The organism is Bacillus sp. FSL R5-0523, from assembly GCF_037975295.1.
GTDB classification, from domain to species: domain Bacteria; phylum Bacillota; class Bacilli; order Bacillales; family Bacillaceae; genus Bacillus; species Bacillus subtilis.
Genome location: NZ_CP150251.1, coordinates 1,832,034 through 1,856,164, shown reverse-complemented (window position 1 = coordinate 1,856,164; position 24,131 = coordinate 1,832,034). Strand labels below are relative to the sequence as shown.

General features: G+C 45.6%; 2 protein-coding genes. Both read right to left on the bottom strand.

Features of this window, described 5'->3' with window-relative positions; all coding sequences use genetic code 11:
* Nucleotide 1: 1 nt before the first annotated feature.
* Nucleotides 2-7,636 carry a beta-ketoacyl synthase N-terminal-like domain-containing protein gene (locus NYE53_RS09275; protein ID WP_339248319.1) on the bottom strand — a complete coding sequence of 2,545 codons (7,635 nt, stop codon included), beginning with the start codon at nt 7,634-7,636 and terminating at the stop codon, nt 2-4.
* A gap of 14 nt (nt 7,637-7,650) precedes the next feature.
* On the bottom strand, nt 7,651-24,117 hold the full coding sequence (locus tag NYE53_RS09270; RefSeq protein ID WP_339248513.1) for an amino acid adenylation domain-containing protein: 16,467 nt from the start codon (nt 24,115-24,117) through the stop codon (nt 7,651-7,653).
* Nucleotides 24,118-24,131: the final 14 nt, after the last annotated feature.

Genomic DNA, 24,131 nt, shown 5'->3' with positions numbered 1-24,131 from the left:
CTCAGCGCTTCACCAATTCATCTGTTTCTTTTTCTTCCCTCGCTTCATGTTTCTTCCGGAAAGCCTTAAGGAAATTCGCATTCACTACTCCCCTGTTTGAATAGAGCTTTTCGCAAAATTCTAACATGGCTGTTGACGCTTTCGGTTCGGTTAATATCATGAAGTGGTTGCTTGAATCGACATCCACCAGGTGGAAATGGGGAATTTGCCGCTCCCATTCCTCCCAATAGGCAGCTTGATCAAACGGTTCTTTTTCATTTGATAAAGTGAAATAAGTGTCTAAATCACCAAAGAAAGACCTGCTTTTGTTGCGGAAATAATAACATTTTACCGTCTCAGGATCAGGGAGAGGCTTAACAGTGTACGACTCCAAATCATAGGCGCGCTGTGTTTTCATCATTTGCTGAGCCTGCGCACGGATTTGCTTATCTGGTTTGTTTAGCCCTCGTTCTTTTGCCAAGTCAATCAACTCAGACAGGAATTCCTCATCCTCTAAGCTTATGTCCACCTCTTCACGGCTGATGAGAACATCCGTAAGCTTTTCCCGTTTCGCAATCGATGCCAGCATCGTATTAATTGTTTGCAGCATTGGCGTTTTCATAGATGCCTCATTCTCTTTTGTCTCAGAACGATATGGGGAGTCAATCATCATCATGCTTTTGACAGCAAGGCCTTGGCTTTGCAGCTGGCGAGTGACTTCATATGCAATCATCCCGCCTAAGGAATATCCGCCTACATCATAAGGACCTTCAGGCTGTATGGATCGAATGATCTCTATATAATAGGAAGCCATTTGTTCAATTCCGTGCAAAGGAGCAGAATCAGTCATGAATCCTCTGGCTTGAATGCCGTAAAAAGGGCGCTGGCTCTTTTGTGCAAATTGCTGATAAATTTCAACTCCTCCTACTCCGCCATGGAACCAAAAGACAGGGCGCCCCCGCTTGCCGTCATTTAACGGTATCAATTCCGGAAACGTGCGAGCTTGATCATTTTGTAAGGATGTATCCTCCTGTTTCTTTGCGATCAAGTCCATCATGTCCTGAACAGTATGGCATGCTTGAAGCTCCGTCAAGGCAATGAGAGGGTCCACCTTTGATTGCAATTGCTGTAATAACTGTATGCAAGAAATTGAATCAAATCCATACTGCTTCAATGGCTTATGAGGCTGCAATTCATCCGGAGCCATCCCTAGTACATTTGCTAATATGTGATGATCGCTGCTGTTCTTGATACGCTCATCCTGTGAAACAGAAGGCGTATTCTCTACTGCTTGAAAGCCGTTCCAGCAGCTTCTCTTTTCAAATGGATAGGTTGGCAACGGTATTCTGCGGGCATCTTTTCCTTGATAAAGCTTCTCCCATGGGATTTGCACCCCTTTTGTCCAGCAAAACGCGATCTTTTCAAGGTTGTTTTCAGACAACAAAGTCTCGATCACCATTTCTCTTAATGGACCATCCAGCAAGGCTTCGAGATCTGACGAGCCATTTTCTGCATTTCCGCTAAAGACAGGTATAGAACTTTTCGGGTTATCGCCTTTTTCTTCAGCTAAGTGTTCTTGCAAGCCGATTACCAGTTCTTCTTTACTGCGGACGACGAGCGCCAGGCGGTCTTCCATTTCCTCTCGGCCGGTTTGGAGTGTATAAGCATAATCTTGTAATGACAGTTCTTGTTGTTTATTCACATAGTCAAGCTGCTGTTGAACAATTGCTTTTAGCCTGTCTTGATTCTTTGCAGAAAGAACCACAATGTGGGCACCATTCTCACTCATACTAACCGGTGGTTTTGGTAAAGGAATATATTCTTCTAAAATGACGTGCGCATTTACGCCTCCAAAGCTATAGCTGTTGATACTCGCTCTGCGCGGAATTTTTTTGCCTGCATCGTCACTTAAATCCCTCCATTGCTGAATCTCGGCAGTCACTCGGAAACGGGTGCCCTTTATTGACACCTGGTCATTCAAAGACGAAAATCCGGATATGCCTGGTATTGTTTGATGCTTCATCGCCATGCTGACCTTCATAAGAGCAGCCATGCCTGAGACGAGTTCACCGTGACCGATGCTCGGCTTTAAGCTGCTGATATAACATGGCGCTTCCTCCCGTACTTCCTGTGGAAGTTCCCATTCGAGCTGACTGCAGCCTGACTTTAACGCCTCTATTTCTATCGCGTCTGCCAATGGAGAGGCGATCCCATGTGCTTCTATATAGGTCACCGTTTTGGGATCAATTTGCGCTCCTTGATAAGCCTTCAGCATTGCATCCTTCATGCCGGCCGGATTTGGCGCGTGAAGTGACATTCCCCTGCCGCCATGCGATACACCTGAACCTTTAATAACCGAATAAATATGGTCAGAATCTTCAGTGGCTTTTTGCAATGGTTTAATGATGAGAACTCCTGCTCCTTCACTTCTGACAAAGCCATTTGCATCTGCTTGAAAGGATTTGGCCTGTCCTTTCTCACTCAAATAGCCCATTGAGTCAAAGCCAATAAAGCCTTTTGGTGAAAGCAACAAATTCACAGCCCCGACAATGGCTTGCTCACATTCGCCATTTCGAATGGATTGTATAGCTCTGTGCAAAGCCACTAGAGCTGAGGAACAGGCAGCTTCATAATATTCACTTGGCCCTTTTACATCAAGTGCATAGGATATACGGTTTGGAATTAGGGAAGGAACCACAGCTGTATCCGTATTGCCGGCTGCGACAAATACTCCTGTCGGGCGGCTGGATACAACCTGCCCTGTTAAGCCTGCATCTTCCATCGCCTTCCATGCATGTATCAAGAGCAGAAACTCCTGTGGGTCCATATTCGCCGCTTCTTTAGGCGATATGCCAAAAAACAGGGGATCAAACTCACCTATTCCTTCTATAAAACCGCCCCATTGAAGGCTTGATTGCCCTTCCTTATCGGCTGCGGCATATTTGCGCCAGTCCCAGCGTTCTTTCGGCACTTCAGAGACACAGTTCTTTCCTTGGATAAGGTTATCCCAAAATTCCGTTACGCTGTTTGCTTTCGGAAACTGTCCCGACATGCCGATAATGGCTATGCCGTCTGCCGCGTGTTCAATTGTTTTATCCGTGTTCATCTCGTATGCCTGAATCTGTTTCATTTGGTTTTCGATTTGAGCTGGCCGTTCTTCCTGCTGATTAGCTTCACCAAACAGCTGAGCAAATGATGCTTCATGTTTGTCCGCAAAAAAGTCGATCAGCTCTTGAATAGTCGGATATTCAAAAAACAGAGTCGGATTTAATTCGATCTTTGTCTCTGCTTCCATCTCCCTTGTCAGTGCAACCAATTGAGAAGAATCGATTCCAAAATCCATGATATGCGCTTTTGCAATTGACAATTTTGACGGATCGGCCATGTTTACTGCCAGTTTATCTGTTACATAGCTTCTGATACGATCTTTCAGATTACTGGCTTTGATGGCCTTATTTTGATTTCCTCTTTGATTTGAAATACGAAGCTGTTTAAGCGAGTAGCCCGAGTAGTGCAGCACTGTTTCTGACGACTCATTGATCACATCTACATCAAACAGCAGCATGTCACCTGTATTCTTAACCAATGTAATCAAAAGCCAGCAATCCCCTTTTATCGTTTGCTTTGTAAACTGGATATCATTGATTCCAAACGGCAGGAAGCCGCCTGTCATGTCAAACTGCTCTAAGAAACTGAGGATAGCCAAGTACGCGCTGTTTGTCATCAATGGGCTTACAGTGTAATGGTGCCCGTTTGCCAGCCCGCTTTGGGGCAGGCGAATTTTTGCCAGTATAGACTTGTGATCTCTGTAGAGATGAGTAATTGTCTTAAACAACTCTCCCCATTCAAGACCGTTTCCGGTTTTATACATCTGCTCGATGTGATGAAGCTTAGTTAATGAATGCTTAACGTTCTCGATATTAACTTTTTTTGGCTCAAAAGAACCGATTCCGCATTGTCCGATTGCGGCAGGCTTCCACAAACCAGAGGACGGCTCGCGATACATGATTTGCAGTTCTATGACTTGATCTTTTTGCAGCGGCTTTGCCTGAAGTTCAATGGTCTCGCCTTGTTTGATGACAATTGGACTGATATAACTTAATTTGCTGATACTGCCGCTGTTTTCCTCAGGGAACAGGTTAAAAAATGCTTCAATGGCCAGACTGCCATATGTGGCACCGACAAGCACCCGTTCATTGTTGAAGACGTGTCCTTGAACGTAAGGCTCATCATAAGTGAATTGATCTTGAATGACCGGCTGATTGATATTGTCTTCAACATCTGACGATTTCTCATTGATAGACGATACATCGAAATGAAATGATGTATTATGGTCAAATGCATAGTGAGGCAGATGAACCCAGCCTGATCGGTTCCCTATATCAGCTTCTTTAAAAGCAATCGATGCCCCTTGGGCCCATTTCTCTGCTGCGTTTATTTCTCTATCCCTAGATGCTGATTCCGGACATGGCTGTAAATCGAATGATGTATAGATGCCTTGCTGGAGTGAGCTTTCTCTTGATGTTCGGAATATCTTTAGTTTTTCGATCAGCTCTTGAGTCGATGTCACTGTAAATGCAGCCCTATGCTCTAAATTATGGTTTCTCCTGTGTAAAGCCTGTACAACGGGTTCAATATCCAGAGAAGCTTCCTTCTCTAAAAACAATTGCATATTTTCTAGATAGCTAAGCAGGCTCCATTTTGTTTTGGCTGAAAAAACGGCAGTAAATTCCTGCTGGCGGGGAGCGATATGTTCTTTCTCAGGGGCCGTCTCCATATATTCTTCTATAATAAGATTGGCATAGGCTCCCCCCGCTCCGAAGGAATTGATCATGCTTCTGCGAGGCAATTGTTTTCCAGTTTCAGGATCATTCAAGCGATGCCATGGCTCTGTTTGTTCCTGAAGATAGAAAGCCGTGTGCTCCAGCTTAATATTTGGATTGACAGGCATCGCGTTAATTGTCGGCACCAGCGTCCCTTTCTTCATCTGCAGCAGCACTTTTGTCAGCTGAGAAATACCGGAAGCCGCCTCTAAATGCCCCAGATTGGATTTGACAGAACCTATCGCACAAAACTGTTTCTTGTTTGTATATTGTTGAAACGCGTTTGTTAAGGCAATTACTTCAATAGGATCGCCCAGCGCCGAACCATTTGCCGCCGATTCAATATAGCCGATAGTCTCTGGATCAATGCCCGACCGCTGAATCGACTTGACAATTAACTTTGCTTGCTGCTTCGGATCCGGAGCTGTATACATCTGTCTTCCGCCGCTATGGTTGGCAAAACTGCTTTTGATCACAGCGTAAATATGATCCTGATCTTCCATCGCCTTCGAAAGCGGTTTTAACAGGACAGCTCCGATGCCTTCCCCGGGAATAAGCCCGTTTCCTGTGCCAAAACTTTTGCTTTGATTGCCGCTTCCCAGCAGATTGGCACGCTCCAAAGAATCATATTTAGAGAGATCGAGTGTTAAATTGACGCCTCCAGCAATCGCCATTGAGCAGTTTTTCAATTTCAGGCTTTCACACGCAAGATGTATGGCGTTTAATGAACTAGAGCATGCTGAGCTGACAGCGATACTCGGTCCGGTCAGGTTAAAAAAGTGGGAAACGCGATTTGCAATGTGCCAGTCTCCCCCATTTGAGCTGAGGACTGCCTGCTCTAAAGATGGGATATTCCAAAAATACTGGTTATACATATTCCCTATAAAAACACCTACTCCGTCATCATCCCGCAATTTATCCAGCCGGGTTCGCGTATAGCCGCCGTCCTCAAACGTTTCCCAGACGGTTTCTAAACATAAACGGAGTTCCGGTGTCATTTCCATCACCCGGTTTTGCTCCACCTCAAAAAGCTGATGGTCAAATGCCTCTATATCTTGTAAAAATCCGCCATAGCGTTTCTTATTTGCCGGCTTTTTTGGATCTTTTGATAATGTTTTCAATAAAGATGTGCGCCATCTGGATTCCGGTGCCTCTGTAATACAATTGTCTCCGGCGATTAAATGCCCCCAAAGCTCTTCTAAACTGTTAGACATCGGATAGCGCCCGCTTACCCCGATTATTGCGATATCTTCTGTACTAGAATCATTAAAATGTATTCCTTGCAAATTACTTGTCTTTTCTTTTTTTGGTGGTTCGGTATTTGCTAGCTGAGTTTCCGTGACTTCCTGCTCTGTAACAAAGCGGCGTGTATGAAAAGTAAATGGCTTATTAGGATCTGTACGCTCTGTTTGAAGTGGAGCTTCATTTTTTGCAGGCTTCGTTTTTTCCTTTAACAATGCTGTCCGGAGCTTATTTTCATGCCCCTTTACTAAATATTCGACGAGTTCTTTTGTGTTGTTATGTTCAAATAAAATGGTTTTTGGAAGCTCTCCCGTCACTTTTTCTAATTCACGAATGAAATTCACCTGCAAAATCGAATCAATTCCATACTTCTCAAATGTCGTATCTTCGTGAATACGTTCTGGTGATAGTTTGATTGATTTTGCCAGCGTATGCTTCACAAATTGTGCCGTTTGTTCGATGAGAGAATCGCTTCCCTGTGAATGATCGATTTCAGCATTCATTTGTATATGGCTTGGATCTTCTTCTGCCTCCGTTCTCTTCTTTTGACGGACGACTCCGTTACTTTCAGCGGCAATGATCTGCTGGCCGAGCTGATGCGATTGTTCAGCCATAAAGGAAACATAGCGAAATCCTTCACTCTCAAGCACCGTTTTCCAAGTATCCGGATACAGGCCCGGACAGCCCGGTATGCGGAGATCAGGATCCTCATACAGCCACCAGCCCTCTAAAAGGCCGAACGTCAAATGCGAATATATATTATGATCACTTATTTCATTTAAAAGGAGCAGCCCGTTTTTTTTCAAAACTGCTTTTGCATTTCGCAATGTCTGCCGGATATTTTTTGTGGCATGAAGCACATTTGCCGCGATGACCGCGTCGTAGCCTCCCGCATCAATATGCTGTTCAGACGCCGGCTCCTCGACATTAAATCGTTTATATGTCAAATATGGATTGTCAGGACCATACTTATTTTCTGCATGCATTAAAAAAGCTTTAGACAGATCTGTATAACAATATTCTTTTATATGTGTCTGCCATGCTTTCAATTTTTGAAAAACAGCCGCGCTTGTCCCACCGGTCCCGGCTCCGATTTCTAATATTCGAATCTTCGCCTCAGGCTCTTGCTTCAGACGTTCTTGCAGATAGGCTGTTAACGTATCTGCAAGAACATCATTAAAATAGTCTGCGACTTGATTGTTTTTATAGATCCCTTCTACTAAATCCATAGATGAATTCGGAAACAGGATATCGGTGGCTGACGCCTTGCCGGTCAGAATCTCCGGCAAGGCTTTAAGTGCTGTCTCCACCAATGTCACCATGGCTTTCATATTATGATCTTGAAGCAGGTCAGATTTTTGTTCATTCCATTCTTTCCACAGCTCGCTCATGGTGCCTATTGAGCGTGTTGGAACATATCCGTTCTCCGTTAGCTTGAGAAATTGATGCCGTTCTAAAATCGATTGGCTTTCTTCAAACCATCTGCCATAGAAATTCTCCAATACCGGCTGGGATTTACTTTCTGTGAAAAACCCTATGGACTGTAATTGTGCGAAAAGCATTTTACAGAGAATGTCTTCTGTGTTCAGCATTGGCGCTTCCCCTCCTATAACAGTTGTTGAATTTTTGTGCTGTCACCCGGGTGATAGCTTCGCAGCTTTTGAATGGCGGAGCCGTGAGTTTCCGGGTACACTTCAATCGTTTCTTCTGTCTGTTCCGCTTCATCATTCGTTTCGTTTGCCATTTTCATCATTACTAGCTGCTTCAGCGGTCCCCCGAGCAGCAATTCCAAAGCTTCCATTGCTTCAGGGGCTTCAATTGAGCCTATGCCTGCCTGAGCCATTCTCTTCTGGTAATCCGGTGATGAAACAACACCAATGCTTCCCCAATAACTCCAATTCATCACGGCCACTGTACAAGGCCATACGTGAGACAGCCGCTGTGCAAAAGCATCCTTAAAACTGCAGCCCGCAGCGTAATTGCTTTGTCCGGAAGCTCTTGCAAACGATTGTACGGAAGAGAAAAACAAAACAAAATCCAGTGGTTCATGCCGGAAAACTTGGGCCATTCGCACGCTTACATCAACCTTTGCAGCAAGAACGTTTCTGAAACATTCCTCACTCATATTCATCAGGCTTCGGTCTTGTAAGACAATCGCAGAATGGATGATGCCGTTGATTTCTCGATGCGTTTGTTTCATTGTTTCATACGCTCGTTCTAATTCCTCTCGGTTAGCCGCATCAGCTTGAATGTAATACGGGGCTGGCCCTAGACGTGCAAGTCTGTCCAGCTTGCTTTGAATGGCTGCATCCTTTTTCCTTCTGCCAATCCAAACGATCTGCGCCTGATATGTTCTGATCATATATTCACTCCACGCCTCACCAATACCGCCAGCTCCGCCTATGACAACATAAACACCTCCGTGCTTATACTTCGTGTGCACCGGTTGATTGTTGTGTACTGGAATTAGACGAAGCTTATGCCAAATCTTGTTTCGATAGGCCCACGTATTCCCTTCTTGATCGGCAGGCAAGAAAAGGAGTTGAGATAACGGCAGGTCTTCGTATTTTTTAACATCGATCAGCTTTGTCTGCCAATTTGGATATTCTTTTGACATTGAACCGATCAGGCCGTGCACCCCGGCATCGACCGGGTCGACAATATCATGCTGATCAACATATTGTGTGTTCACTGTCACGACCGTCCAGCTTATCTCCTTCTGTCCATAGCCTAAAGAAAGCATTGCCTTAATGAGCCTATACATTTGAATGACGCCTTGATCTTGGGCTTCAATCATTTCATCGCCGACTTCGCACTCTGTCACACGAGAAGGAGACATCCACACGATGTGGTCAAACGATCCGAGTGCTTCAAGCTGGCCTACAATTCTATGAATTGATGCGTTCGGCTCAATGTACAGCTCCTTGGCAAACGGGAACTCCCTTTGAACAGCTTTTCTGCTGTTGTCATCCCCTCCGAGGATGACAACACGCTCATCAGCAGGCGAAATGATCCTCTTCTTCAGCTGCACTCGATCCCATATAGGCGCCATAAGAAGCGGTCCGTTAAGAGTTGCTTTGGAGTTTCCTAGTGATGTCGGCCCGTCTGGCGGTTGTATGCCTTCTTCCAGCAGCCTTGAGGTAATCCCCTTGATTCTTACACACACTCGGCCTTGTTCATCACACAAATCAATATCCAGTCTCTGTATTTTGTCCTCATTAGGACGAGATGTCACAGACACCCACATTTTATTTGTACACGGGCTGAATATTTCTAGCTCTTGCAGCGCAAAAGGCAGAGAAAGCTGCTCGTCACCGGAATTCAGCTTTAGCCCGATCGACGCTTGTAAAGCAGAATCGGCCATACTTGGATGAAGAACGAATTCATTCAGTGTCTGAGTTACACCAGCAGGCAGAGAAAGCTCTGCCAAGGCTTGATTGCGGCCGATGTAAAGCCGATCTATCCCTTGAAAACCAGGTCCATAGTCAATGCCGATCGCCTGAAACAATTCATAACATTGGTCGTGTGAGAGTGTGCTTAAACTGCATTGGTCTTGAAGCACGCTGATATCCTGGACTGGAATGTCTCCTGCCCCGCGGATTGAAGCACTGCCTTGACAATGTATCTTTCGATCATTGTGTGCAGCCTCTGTATAGATGTTAAAAGCAATCTCACCGTCCTGCTGGGGATTTAGACTGATATCCACTTGAACAGGCTGGCCGTCCGCCACAATCGGCTGCACCCACACAACATTTTTGATGTGAATAACAGATTGTTGATCTTCGGTTCTTCTCACTGCTCTTGTAACGGCAGCATGAACCATCTCAAGATATGCCACGCCCGGCATAACCGGTTTTCCCTTCACCTTATGATCGGCGAAAAAGAACTCAGCACCTGTAAAGGCCGAGCTGAAACGCTGCTCTGACAAATCAGATGTGTTGACATGTATCAATGGATGCAAAGCTGCTGATTCGACTGTTTTTAAAGCTGTTTGATGGGCGGCTGCCTCCTCTTTCGTATCCGTTATCCAGTAGCGTTCTTTCGCAAATGGATAGGTAGGGAGGCTGATGCGTTTCGGCTGTTTGCCGTCATACAGTTTACTCCAGCCTATTTCCATGCCTTTTACCCATAAATCAAGCAGTCTTTCATATATGTGAGGCTCCCAGCTATTGTTGAGCGTTTTCTGTACTTCGTCATCTGATCTCAATGTTTGTGCGATACCTTTTTCTGCTCTGCCTCTGTACATGTACTTCGCATTGGTGCCCCCTTCTATAAAGAGGTTCAGTTTTTCCAGCAAGTCCCCAGTCGAGACAGCGATGATCCCTAATCTCTCCTCCATTGCATCACGCCCCTCTTGGAGTGTATAAGCAATATCAGTGAGGTCACGAGCAGTGATAGATCGCTTGCTGATAAAGTCTGCTAATTGCCGGGCTTGGTCTTTCAGACGATCTTCATCCTTTGCCGACAAAATAAAGATGCCCGGGTGCTGTGCTGTCACAGCTGGTGCTGTTGCAGGATGGGTTGTTTCTTTCGGAATGTATTCCTCAATGACCACGTGGGCATTGACGCCGCCTATCCCGAACGAACTGATGCCTGCGCGGCGCGGCAGCTCTCGGCCGGCTTCATCCCGAAGCGCCTGCCACTCTCTCGATTCCTGCACAATATAAAACGGGCTGTCATCCAGTCTGATATACGGATTAACAGTTTCACTGTACAGACTTTTGACAAGCGTTTTATGCTTGAGCTGCAATAACACTTTAATGACACCCGCCACACCGGCCGCCAGCGATAAGTGACCGATGTTTGTTTTCGATGATCCAAGTCCGCAATGGCTGCCATGAACAGCCGGGTCCCCCGTTTTTTCATACAGCTCTTTAAATGCCGCTTTTAAGCCGTTGATTTCTACTGGATCGCCCAGCTCGGTTCCAGTCCCATGCGCTTCAATATAAGTTACGGTTCTTGGATCAATTCCCGCTTTTTCATATGCTGTTTTTACGACATCCGCCTGAGCTTTCGGATTAGGAGTCGTTAGAGAATTTGCGCGGCCACCATGGTTTACCGCACTTCCTTTAATGACACCGTAAATATGATCACCGTCTCGTTCAGCCGCTGTCAGCTTTTTCAGAAAGAGAATGCCGGCACCTTCACTGACTGCGAATCCATCGGCTTTGTCAGAAAATGTTTTGCATCTTCCTTCTTTGCTCAGCGCCCCGGCCTTATCATAGGCGATATGGCCTTGCGGAGTTACGACCGTGTTGACCCCTCCCGCAATCGCCATTTCACAGTTTCCATTTTCAATGGCGCAAACCGCATGATGAATGGCGACCAAAGAGCTTGAGCACGCAGTGTCGATCGGTTCACTCGGCCCATGAATGTTCAGGAAATAACTGACTCTATTCGGTCCTGCAGAAGGACTCATATTCGCAGCCGCTGAGCCTTCGATGTCTACATTTGACAGAAGTGAATTGTACCCTGTGTTTCCTGTCCCGATGAAGATGCCCGTTTTGGTTCCTGCCAGGCTTCTCGCTGAGTGTCCCGCTTCTTCTACCGCCTTCCACGCATAGGTCATTAACAGGCGCTGCTGAGGCTCCATCTGCTCAGCCTCCAGCGGAGATATGCCGAAGAACAATGGATCAAAGTCAGCTACTTCATCAATAAAACCGCCCCATTTGACGTTTGTTTTATTCGCTTCTTTCAAAGGGTCTCCGTAATACTCCTGCCAATCCCAGCGGTCTTTTGGAACCTCTGTAATACAATCTGTGCCCGATGACAGGTTCTTCCAATATTCCTCAACGTCTTTTGCCTTTGGGAAAACGCCGCTCATCCCCACAATCGCAATAGGCTCAGGCTTGTGATCAGCTTCCTTTTGCATTGGTGTTACCGAAGGTTTTACAAAGCGGTTTTCAGTCGAAAACGTCATATTTTTTATATTCTGTTCGACAGGCTGCATCAGCACCCCAGCTTTGGCAGGCGTTTGAGCTGTAAAAGCATTTGGATATTCTTCTGACAGATACCCTGCAAATGCATAAACAGTTGCGTGCTCAAAGAAGATCGTAGGCGTAAGATCCAGCTTGTACTTCTCATTCAGTGTATTTGCGAATTCAGTTAACGTAATCGAATCAAATCCATATTGATTAAACTCCATGTCCGGGTCAATCTCTTCAGGTTTGATTTTGAGCAATTGAGAGATTGTTTGCTTTAAAACTTCTTGAATGTGGTCAAACATATTCCCTTGATCCATTCTCGCTTCAGATGTCACCGGTACTTGTACTGTTTTTATTGGTACATCATCAGAAGACGTCTTTTGAGTCAGCTTTTCTCTCATCATGTCTTTGATTCCTTCCATGACGATGACTTGGTCTTTGCCAAATGCCAAACCTTTATACAGCGCTTGAATGCCGGTCTCGGTCCGCATTGGAGTCACACCTGTGTTTTTCAACGTCATGTTTTCAATTTCTTTATTCGCGCGCATGCCGCCTTCTTTCCAGAGCGGCCAATTGATCGACAACGTTTGCCCGTGCCTGTACATAGCGGTTACAAGCGCATTTCGATAAGCAGCATACCTGTCCATAAATGCGTTAGCCATTGCGTAATCCGCCTGTCCCGCGCTGCCGGCAACACTTGATATTGAAGAAAAGAGGATAAAGAAATCTAACGCAAGATGCTCGGTTGCCTCATCCACATTCACAAGCCCTTTCACCTTAGGAGCTAAAACTTGTGTCAGCTCTTGATTGGTTTTGCTCATAAGATAGTTATCTTTAATCAGCCCAGCGCTGTGAATGACACCATTCAAGTCTTCGTAATCAGACGTAATGCTTGTGATAAGCTCGGAGGCTGCTTCCGTTTGTGTCACGTCAACCTGCCTGTATTCTGCGCGAGCCCCTAATTGCTGAAGTTCGTTAAGCTCCGCCTGCTGATCCGCATTCAACGCGGATCTGCCTGTCAGAATGAGCACAGGCTGTTCGGCTTGGCGAGCAATCTCTTTTGCAAAAATAAACCCAAGTCCTCCTGCGCCGCCCGTGATGAGGTAAACACCTTTATCTCTCCACGGCATGCTTATTTCCCGATCATCTATTTGCATTTCATCCAGATCATTGATGTACCGTTTGCCTTTTTCATATTTGATGTGCTGATCTTCTGTGTGCCTTTTATTCTCTTTCAGTTTTTCTATTACACTTTCAATATTTTCATGTGAATCGATTTCAATCGTCTGGCCGATTAGTTTTTTATTCTCCATACCGGCGGTTTTAAGGAGCGCCGATAGCCCTGAGAATGAGTACTGCTTTCTTTGTGCAGAGGTAAGCAGCTGGATCAGAACATTGCCCTGAGGTCTGCTTTTGAGAAGACCCTGGACCGTCTCAAGCGCTTGTTCGGCATAATCTTGGAACCTCTCTGCAAGTCCTTCGCGGAATGACTCCAAAACGATGCATTCCGCTCCTGTCATTCTTGATTCAATGCGATCTTTTGAGAGGCCATTCATGTCGCAAAGCATGACAATGTGCCGTTCGTAATGAGGCTCAGGACTTTCTTTTTTAAAATCCTTAGGCACCCATTTTTCTTCAAACATCAGGGTTTCCAGCGTTTGATCAGATTCCGCCGATCCAGAGCCGCCTTCCGCTGCTCTGAAAGATAATCCTTTCATCCGTATGCAAACATTGCCGCTCTCATCTAAAACATCAATATCGCGCTTTTGCACCTTATCAGTTGCCTTGCTGCCTTGGCTGTATCTTGCGTAGACCCACATTTCTGACGAACATGCTCCGAAGACTTCAAGCTCCTGGACCGCAAAAGGCAGTGTCAGCTGGTTATCCCCGGCGCCTGTCAAAATGCTTGACGCTTGCAAAGCAGAATCCATCAGCCCAGGGTGCATGTTGTATTGGCTGAGCGTATCTGCAGCTGACGGATGCAATGACAATTTTGCCAAAACAAATTGTTCAGCTGTATAGATTTTTTTCACTCCGCGATAAGCAGGACCATATTCAAATCCAATCATTCGATAGGTGTCGTATACTTCGTTTACGCTGAAATGACTTTCCTGACACTGCTCCCGCAGAGATTGCAAATCAACCGCCGGCAGATTTTCAGCAGGATTCAATACCGCGCTGCCTTGACTGTAGACGATTGACTGTTCGCCAGTAACGTCTGAATGACCATAGATTTCATAAGATATCTCACCATTTTCTCCCGGTAAAAGCCTAATGTGTACTTGCTGCGGCTGATCCTCTACAACAATAGGCCGCACCCACACCGCATTCTTTAGCTTCATGATGCGCGGTACACCTTGTACCTCTGCGGCCTGCTCAACAGCTGCCCGCGCCAATTCAAGATGAGCCACTCCCGGCAAAATCCGTTGGCCTTTCACAACATGATCAGCAAGGAAAAACTCTTCTCCCGTATAAATAGAGCTAAACCTTTGTTCCGAGAGATTCGATGTGTTTTGATGCATTAATGGATGCAGCACGGCTCCGCCAAGGCGGGAGGCTGCTTGATTTGCATCAATGCTGCCGCTTTTTTCAATATGATCAGAGATCCAATAACGGTCTTTTGCGAAAGGATACGTCGGCAAGCTGATGCGCTTTGGCAGATTCTCGCCATACAATTTCGTCCAGTCTACATCAAGCCCCTTTACCCATAATTCAAGCAATTTTGCATACTTTCCCCGTTCCATCCATTTCTCGACGGCTTCTTGAATCTCTTCGTCCTCTGTCAGCATTTGGAGTGTGCCTTTATCAATCCTGCCTTTAAATACATCCTCCACACCGCTTTTGCCTGCTGCAAAGTCTTTTAACTTTTGCTGTACATCCTTAATGGAACCGGAAATAATCCCGAGACGTTCTTCCATCGCATCCCGTCCGGCTTGCAGTGTATAAGCGATTCGGGCGAGATTTACGTCACTATATGTTTGCTTATCAAGCGCATCTGCCAGCTGCTGTGCATGTTCTTTTAGCCGCGCTTCATTTTTAGCCGATAGAACGAAGATACCCGGATGTTCCGGCGTGATGGATGGTATATTCTCATCGGATGCTTCCGGAATATATTCCTCGATAATCACGTGGGCGTTTACCCCGCCGATTCCAAATGAACTGACACCTGCCCGTCGAGGAAGCTCTTCTCCCCGTTCATTTTTCAGCGCTTTCCATTCTTCCGTTTCCCGTACGATATAGAACGGACTGTTTTTCAGCTGAATGTATGGATTCACGTTTTCGCAATGCAGACTTTTCACTAAGGTTTTATGCTTAAACTGCAATAATATTTTAATAACTCCTGCTGCACCGGCTGCCAGCGATAAGTGGCCGATGTTTGTCTTTACAGACCCTAATCCGCAGTAAGGATTGGCTGATGTGTCTCCTTCATTTACACCCAATGCTTTAAAAGCTGATTTCAAACCGTTAATTTCAACCGGGTCCCCAAGCTCCGTCCCGGTTCCGTGGGCTTCAATGTAGGTCACGGTTTTCGGATCGATTCCCGCTTTTTGATATGCCGACTGAATAACATCTGCCTGCGCCTTCGGATTGGGAGTCGTTAAAGAGGCTGCACGGCCGCCGTGATTGATTGCACTGCCTTTTATGACTCCGTAAATGTGGTCTCCCGCTTCTTCAGCCGCTTTTAATTTTTTCAGGAACAGTATGCCGGCACCTTCCCCATGTGCAAAACCATCGGCTTCATTTGAAAACGTCTTGCATTTTCCTTCTTTGCTCAGTGCTCCCGCCTTATCAAAGCTGATATACACCTCAGGAAGGATAATCGTATTTACACCGCCGGCTAATGCCATGTCACAAGTGCCTTCCTCAATGGAAGAGATGGCATGGTGGATCGCCACTAGTGAACTTGAGCACGCTGTATCAATCGGTTCGCTCGGCCCGTGCAGATTAAGGAAATAACTGACCCGGTTCGGACCGACCGATGGACTCGTATTGGCTGCCGCTGATCCTTCTATTGCCGAATTCGCTTTAGATAGAAGAGAGCTGTATCCTGTATTTCCCGTTCCGATGAAGACGCCGGTTTTTGTGCCTGACAACCTTTTCGCCGAATATCCTGCATCTTCGATCGCTTTCCAGGCGTAAGTCAACAGTAAGCGCTGCTGAGGTTCCATTTGTTCAGCTTCACGCGGGGAAATGCCAAAGAATAATGGATCAAAATCTGCAATACCATCAATAAAACCGCCCCATTTCACGTTCGTTTTATTGACTTCCTTCGCCGGATCACCTTCATATTCACGCCAATCCCAGCGATCTTTCGGGATTTCCGTCATGCAGTCTTTGCCCTCTTTTAAGATGTTCCAGTACGCCTCAACGTCTTTCGCCATAGGGAAAATCCCGCTTATGCCCACAATGGCAATTGGCTCAGGCCCAGCATCACTCTGTATGGCGTTTGGCAGCATGACTTGCTGCTTTCTGCGTCTTTTAGCTTTGGCACGCACGGCTTGTTCCTGTTTCGCAGCAGGCTGAAGCTGAGCCGATGCTGCGCGCACAGCAAATGTCTTCGCAAATACCGATTGATATTCTTCTGACAAATGCTTGCCAAACGCATGAATCGTCGGGTGGTCAAAAAATACGGTTGGCGTCAGCTCTAACTGATAGGCGCGATTGATATGGTTGGTGAATTCAGTCATGGAGATAGAATCAAAACCATACACCGTCATCTCGGCATGATCATCAATCGTTTCAAGCTTGACCTTTAACAGCTTGGCGATCTCTCGCTTTAACATCGCCTTTACTTTATCCAGCAAACTGTCTGTATCAATGCTATTTATTTGTTCAGTCATGTGTTCTGCTTCCTTCTTTTCCATAGGTGCGGAGGCGTTTTTTGCCAGCATGTTTTGTTTTATTTTCTGCACATCGCCTTCGAACACCATTACTTGGTTTGCCTCTGAATGAAGTGCTTGATATAATGCCTGAATTCCTTTTTCCGCTCTCATAGGAACAATACCGGCCAGTTGCACAAGCCTTTTCTCAGTTTCTTGATCGACCTGCATGCCTCCATCTCTCCATAAAGGCCAGTTTACAGAAAGCGTCTTCCCATGCCGCTGGCTGAGGTCGGCAAGCCTATTTCGATAGCCTGCATACATATCCATAAATACATTGGCTGCCGCATAGTCAGACTGGCCAATGCTCCCTAAACTTCCTGAAAGAGATGAAAAGAGAATAAAGAAGTCTAAAGGCAAATCCTTGCTCGCTTCGTCTAGATAAACAAGCCCTTTTACTTTAGGCGCCAGTACATCGTGCAGATCTTTTGCCTGTTTATTAACCATGTAGCTGTCCTTGATGATTCCGGCACTATGAAGAATACCGTTCAGACGGCCATATCTTTTTTGAATGTCGTCAATGAGCTGATAGACTTCAATTTTATTGGTAACATCTGTTTGCCTGTAGGTGATGTCAGCCCCCTTGCTATGAAGCTCTTCCAGCTTTTTGCTTTTGCTTTCGCTAAGAGGTGAGCGGCCTGCCAGAATGACTGTCGCATTTTTCGTTTGTTCCGCAATTTCCTTTGCAAAAATATGACCTAGTCCGCCGGCACCTCCTGTAATGAGATAAACGCCATTGTCTTTCCACGGTTTGCTGGCGTCTCCTTTTGCCTGTTTGATTTCACGCCAATCAGCAATATACCGTGTCCCGTTTTGATATTTGACATATGAATCGCCGCTCATATGATTTTCTAACAGTTTGCCAGCGATGCTTTCTCCACTTTCTTCACCGCTGACTTCAATCATTTGGCCGGTTAGTTTGGCATTTTCCTGACAAGCTGTTTTCAGCAGTCCTGTCAACCCTGAAAACAATTGCTGTTCTCCCTCTGCAGAGGTTACGATCTGAACGAGAATGCCGTCTTTCGGTTTCGTACGAATGATCTCTTGTACCTTTTTAAACACTTGTTCTGTATAAGAATGGAAACGCCCATCTACTGAAGAAGGCCTTGCTTCCAGGCTGTATACATGGACATCCTCGATGGCTGCTTCAATCTGTTCTTTCGTCTCATGATCATATTCACAGAGGAACACGAGATGCTCTGCATATTTTTTTGCTGCCGCGCCTTCAGCTGCCTTTTGTTCTTGCCAAACGGGCTGAAGCAATAAAGTTTCAGCGTTCATTTTTGATGGTTCGGTTTGTATATCTGCCTCCATCACTCTCGTCGAAAATCCTTTCATCCGCACGCAGATCGTGCCATGCTCATCGCATAGATCAATATCGACTTTCTGTATCAAATCTCCCGGTTTGTTTTTCGAGTTGAATTGAACATAAACCCACATGTCAGAAACGCACTGACGAAAGACCTCAAGTTCCTCCAGGGCAAATGGCAGTGCTGCCTTAAAGTCTTCAGTGTCTGAAAGTTCCGCTCTGACGACATTTTGCAAATATTCAGCCGCCTGTAACGCCCCGTCCATTACACTTGGATGAAGAACATAATCGCCCAACGTATGTGAAACAGATTCCGGCAGTGATAATTTGGCAAGCAGCTGGCCGTCGCCTTTATATACGGCCTCTACACTCTTGTAACCTGGACCGTAATCGGCGCCGATCATCCCTTTATAAAACGAGGCAGCATCCATTCTGCTTTGATCACATTGTTTCTTGATCTTAGAAAGATCCAGTGCTTTTTCTCGCTTTAACTGAATCAATTCCGCTATACCTTGGTTATATACAACTGGTTCTGCATCAGCGGATTCCGGATCACCATACATCCGATAAGCAATGTGTCCGCCATCTTCATCGTAAAGTCCGATATTTACTTGAACCGGCTCACTTCCTGCTACAACCGGGCGAACCCACACGACATTTTTCAGCCTGATTCCAGTTTCATGATCCTCCAATCCGCCAATTCCTTGTTCTATAGCGGCTCTTGCCATTTCAAGCGTGACCGCCGCCGGCAAAATCGCCATGCCTTTAATGATATGCTCGGCAATAAAATACTCTTGTCCTGTGAAAATGGAGCTGAAACGCTGCTCTGACAGAACCGATGTATTATGGTGCACCAAAGGATGCAAACGAGATGGTTCAATTGTTGTGATAGCGCCGGTGCTGCTTTCAGGCCAGTATCGTTCTTCGGCAAAAGGGTATGTCGGCAAGCTGATGCGGCGTGGCTTTATATTTGGATAGAGCCTGCGCCATTCAACGTGAAAGCCATTTGCCCACATCTCGGCAAGCTTTCTCAATTCTTCTTTTGATATCCGCGATGAAGCCATATCATCTGCTTCAGCATTTCCAAACAGCTGTTCAGCGGATGTCATTCTCGTTTTTTCTCCTTGAATACAGCCTTCTGCGAGCGGCTTTCCAGTCACAAAAGCTTCCAGCTGATGTTTCCACTCTTCCAGATCGTTCACTATAAAAACGATCCTGTTATCCATTGCTTCACGGCCGACTTGGAAGGTATATGCAATATCTCTTAAAGAGAAATGCCTTTGCTCGTCTTGACTGATATAGGACAGCATTTCCTTCGCGTATACTTGGAGCCGTTCACTATTTTTAGCTGATATAGGAATGATGTAAGGCTGATTGCCTTCGTTTTCGGTACCTGCATCAGAAATGTTTTCATATTGCTCAAATATTGCATGGGCGTTAGTTCCGCCAAGGCCGAATGAGCTCAGAGCCGCCCGATGGACACCTGCGTGTTTCTCTAACGATTTTCGTTCACGGACAACATAAAAAGGAGAGCTTTCAAACTTTATATCCGGATTCGGCTCCGTACAATTGATGGTCGGTGCAAGTTCATTATGGTATAAACTCATCGCAACTTTAATGCATCCGACTAACCCCGCAGCTGTATCCAAATGGCCGATATTCGTTTTCACTGAACCAATTCCGCAAAATTGTGTTTTGTCGGTGTATTGCTTGTACACTTTATTTAGCGCAGACATTTCAATAGGATCGCCTAATTTCGTTCCCGTACCGTGTGCTTCAATATAACTGACCGTTTCAGGATGGATCTTGGTTGTATCCAATACATGCTGTATCACTTCTGTTTGGCCTTTTACACTAGGCGCATAGAAGCCTGCCTTCTCTGCCCCATCATTATTGATGCCTATTCCGCGCATAATGGCATAAATATGGTCTCCGTCTTTTACGGCATCCACAGCTTTTTTCAGCAGGATGACTGCTACGCCTTCACCTCCGGCCATTCCGTCCGCCGAAGCATCGAACGCCTTCACATGCCCGTCGCTTGAAAAATTCAACCCGTTTTGGTGCACGTAGCCGATCGCTGATTGTGCGTGCAATGTTGCGCCTCCGACAAGCGCATATTGTGATTCGCCCGATGTCAGGCTTTTGTATGCCTGATATAAACCGACTAGTGATGAAGAACAGTTAGAATGAACAAAATAGCTTGGCCCTTTTAATCCGAGCTTATGTGAGATCATTGTGGGAATGGTTCCGCTTTGGGCTAAAACCCATGAGACATAGCCATCCGGTGATTCATGTCCTTCTGTTACCTCCTTCGGCAATAACGTTCTATATGAATTGCTGCTTGCAGACATATATACACTTGTTGCCGGAATCTCCTTAGCCACATATCCTGCATCTTCAATCGCTTTCCAGGAGTGCAGCAATAAGAGGCGGAGCTGAGGGTCCATATACTCAGCATCTTTTGGCGAGATTTGAAAGAAACCGGGATCGAATAAGTCTTTTCCTTCGATCACAGATTGCACCGGCACATAGTCAGGATGCTGTATCAATTCTTCGGGAACTCCATTTGCGCGAAGCTCTTCTTCAGAAAAGAATCGTATGCTTTCTTTGCCTTCTTTGATGTGGTTCCAGAAGTCATGATGATTTTTCGCACCCGGGAACTGGCAAGATATCCCCACAATCGCAACACTGTCGTCAAAATAAGGAGGAATCTTCTGTTCTAGGTGTTTTCTATCTTTTTTGATATCATAATGATCTTCATTTTGTGTCCCGGCTAGATCTGAGTTTTCCATCTCCAAAATGTATTCACTGATTGCACGGATCGTGGAATACTCAAACAGCTCAGTAACATGAAACTCACAATCGAATTCTTTTTTGATTCGTTCAGCCACAGCTACAGCCAGAAGCGAATCGCCGCCCGCATCGAAAAATCCGTCTTCCGGCCCAAATCCGCTGACCTTGAGCGTTTCCTCCCAAATGCGCAGCACCTGATCCTCTATTTCCGTTAATTGCAAGTGATTTGGTTTCCTTCTGTTGAACACGATCTCGCGTTTTTCTAATTCTTTACGGTTCACTTTTCCGCTGGGCGATAATGGAAGCTCATCTAAGCGGATAAAGTGTGAAGGTATCATATATTCCGGTAGACTCGATTTTAGATGAAGGCGCAAATCTTTTGGATTGGCAGAGGCATGTCCGCTTTCCTCTGTATAATAAGCAGCGAGCTGTTGATGGCCCTCCAGCTGCTTCACCACTACCGCCTGATCTAAAATGCCCGGAAATTCACTCAGCTTTGTTTCTATTGCGCCCAGCTCGACGCGAAAACCGCGTATTTTGACTTGGCTGTCAATCCGTCCCAAGTATTCTATGTTGCCGTCAGGAAGCCACCTTGCTGAATCACCCGATTTATATAGCTTCGTCCCTGGTTCAAAGGGATTATCAATAAATTTTTCAGCCGTAAGCCCCGGCTTTTTAAAGTAGCCTCTTGCTAAGCCGGCTCCAGCGATGCAAAGCTCACCAGGCTTTCCGATCGGGACAGGCTTCAAATGCTGGTCCACAATATAAATTTTCGTGTTGGAAACAGGCTTTCCAATCGGTGTATGGTGACTTGCGATATCTCCTTTTCCGCATCCGAAATACGCAGCGTAAATGGAGGCTTCCGTCGGTCCGTATATATTTTCAACACGGCAGTTTGTAAAGAGCGATACCGCCTTTTTCACTAATTCTTTAGGGAAGGCTTCACCTGCAACCATCATATACTTCAGCGGACCATCCTCTGTGAATCGCTTGTTGTCTTTCGCCATTTCTAAAAAAACATGCAGCATGGCCGGCACAAAATTAATGTGAGTCACTTTATATGTTTCAATATAATCCATGCAAAGCTGCGGTGATTTCTCCCCATTAGGCGGAAGAATCACAAGACGGCCGTCTCCAATAAACCATCCGAATAATTCTGAGATCGATACATCAAACACATAGTTCGTCTTCAATAAATATGCATCCTCAGCCGTTACAGGATAGTGAGATTCAAGAAAATTCAGGGTATTCATAATGCTCCGATGCTCTACCATAACCCCTTTAGGCTCTCCGGTGCTTCCCGATGTATAAATAATATAAGCGAGGTGTTCCGGTTTTACTTCCCGCTTTAAACCGCTGCTTTGCTGGTCTGTATAACCGTTTCGGCAAGCTAACTCGATATTGATCGCTTTTACATGGCTGCCAGTTAATCCGATGATCCTATCATGAACGTTAGGTTGGGTGAGGACAATGGATGCCTGACTGTCTTTGAGCATGTACTCTAATCGTTCTTGCGGAAAACTTGGATCTAACGGCACATACGCTCCGCCAGCTTTCAGTATTCCTAAAATTCCGATGATCATATCAAACGAACGCTCTGCACAAATGCCAACGGGCTGTTCAGGTCCAACACCCTGATGTTGAAGGTAGACTGCCACAGATGTGCTTTTTTCATCTACTTCTTTATATGTAAGTGATCTGTCTTCAAACATCACAGCAACCGCATCGGGGGTTTGTTTCGCTTTTTCCTCAAACACCTCATGTATACACTTGTCATTTGCGATGTTTGTCCCTGTCGCATTCCATTGTTCCACCAAATTAGTTTGTTCTTGATTTAATTGCAAAGAGTAGGCTTCAAGCGGCAAAGACGGGTCATCCATCATGTGTTGCGCGAGCTTCATATAGTTCTCCATCATGCTTTCAATGGAGGACAGTTCATACAAATCAGGGTTGTACAGAAGATGAAGCACTGTTTCATTTTCTTGCTCATATATTTCGAGCGCCAGCTCAAATTCACCCTCTTGCCGAATGTCTTCAATATATTCGATGCCAAGCGTTTGATACGGTTCGAGCACTTTTTGCAAGCCTGTTGCTTGAAAAAAGTTTTGGTACAGAAAAGCTGTTTGAAAAACCGGAGAATCCGCGGCCGAGCGGTCTACATTCAGCTCTCTTACCAATGCAGGGAACGGAAACGCCGCATGATCCAGGCCGTCAGCCACTATCAGCTGCAGTTCCCGAATAAATGCTGTTAATCGCTGAGATCCGATATTCTTGCTCCGAACAGCCATCATATTGATAAAATAACCGATTAGGGTTTCAAATCTGTCTTCTTGCCGACCCATTGTCGGAACGCCAACAATGATATCCTTTTGTTTTGTATAATGATGCAGCAACACTTTGTAAATGGAGAGAAACACAACCGATTCATTCACATGATTGGCGTGGGCAAATGATTTAATTTGATTTCTCAGGTGATGAGGGAGCAAGCTTTTATAAGCTTGCCCCTTGAATTTTCGTGCTGAAGACCGCGGACGGTCAGCAGGCAAATCAAGAACTGGCAGACTCCCAGACAACTGTTCTTTCCAGTAAGCGAGATGCTCTTCCCCTTCTCTGCCAGTCAGCATCCGTTTTTCCCAATCGACAAAATCGTAATAATCAGCTGTTAATGGCTGCTGCAAGGGCTCAATCCCATTCAGCAATTGTTGATACGCTTCGAATAGCGCCGATATCAATGTCAGCATCGACACACCATCAAATATGATATGGTGAATTGTTATAAGAACAATGCATTCTTCTAACCGATGAAAAAGGTGTGTGCGCCATAACGGACCAGCTTCCAACTGGAAAGGTTCTTTTGCTTTTTCTTTTAGAAAAGGCATAATATCTGCTGATTTCATTGCTGATATATCCTCTTCCACAAAATAAAGATCCTTTGATAACTGAACCGATTGAAATGGAATGCCATTTTCTTCTTGAATCACACTGGCTAAGACCGGATATTGTCTCTGTACAAACAGAAGGGCTTTCTTGAACGTCTCTGCATGTATTGGTTTGCTGAAGCGAAAGCATAAAGGAATGTTATATGCACTCATCCCAGGAGACATTTTTTGAAGCATCCACAGCCCTTTTTGCCCTTCTGAAAGCGGGCTTTTCAACTGCCGCTTCATGCCTTTAAGATGTT

Bases quoted from the DNA above. Each gene is read 5' to 3' on its own strand.
- NYE53_RS09270 (WP_339248513.1), bottom strand. From the start codon at position 24,117: ATGAAGCGGCAGTTGAAAAGCCCGCTTTCAGAAGGGCAAAAAGGGCTG.
- NYE53_RS09275 (WP_339248319.1), bottom strand. From the start codon at position 7,636: ATGCTGAACACAGAAGACATTCTCTGTAAAATGCTTTTCGCACAATTA.